At 65.0% G+C, this 449-nt stretch carries 1 protein-coding gene; it reads left to right on the top strand.

Annotated elements, in window-relative coordinates; translation table 11 throughout:
- Window positions 1–174 precede the first annotated feature (174 nt).
- Window positions 175–449 (top strand): transposase family protein (locus tag AB1L30_RS03010; RefSeq protein ID WP_367011878.1); only part of this gene is annotated, 275 nt, incomplete at its 3' end.

Raw genomic sequence — 449 nt, 5'->3', positions numbered from 1 at the left:
GGTAGGTCCTGGCGCAGCATAACGGATCGGGTGAACCCATCTATCATAGATGGAAGAGCTTCGGTCGGACAGAGCCGGGGGTGAGAAGCCAGGGCTGTTTCAAGTTGACAGTTGCGAAGTCCGACGAAATTGAGTAATTCTTCGCGGTGCATCACCGTGGAGGGAGCCTCTCCGATGAACACCGCGACGTTGTCCTTGATGGAGCGGTTGGCCCAGGTGCCCGACCCACGCGGTCGGCGGGGGCAACGCTATCCACTGCCGTCCTTGCTCGCCCTGGCCGTCGTGGCCATGCTCTCGGGCATGACCTCGCTGGAGGCGATCGCCCACTTCGGACGCCTGCGGGGGCCTCGGTTGACCCACCTGCTCGGCTTCCGCGACGGGAAGACGCCGAGCAAGGCCACCTACTCCCGGCTCTTCGCCGCGGTGGACACCCGGGCCGTCGAGGCGGT

This window comes from Bremerella sp. JC817, assembly GCF_040718835.1.
Lineage (GTDB): Bacteria > Planctomycetota > Planctomycetia > Pirellulales > Pirellulaceae > Bremerella.
Note: the sequence above shows the minus strand (reverse complement) of the source record. Positions and strands in the feature narration are given on the sequence as shown.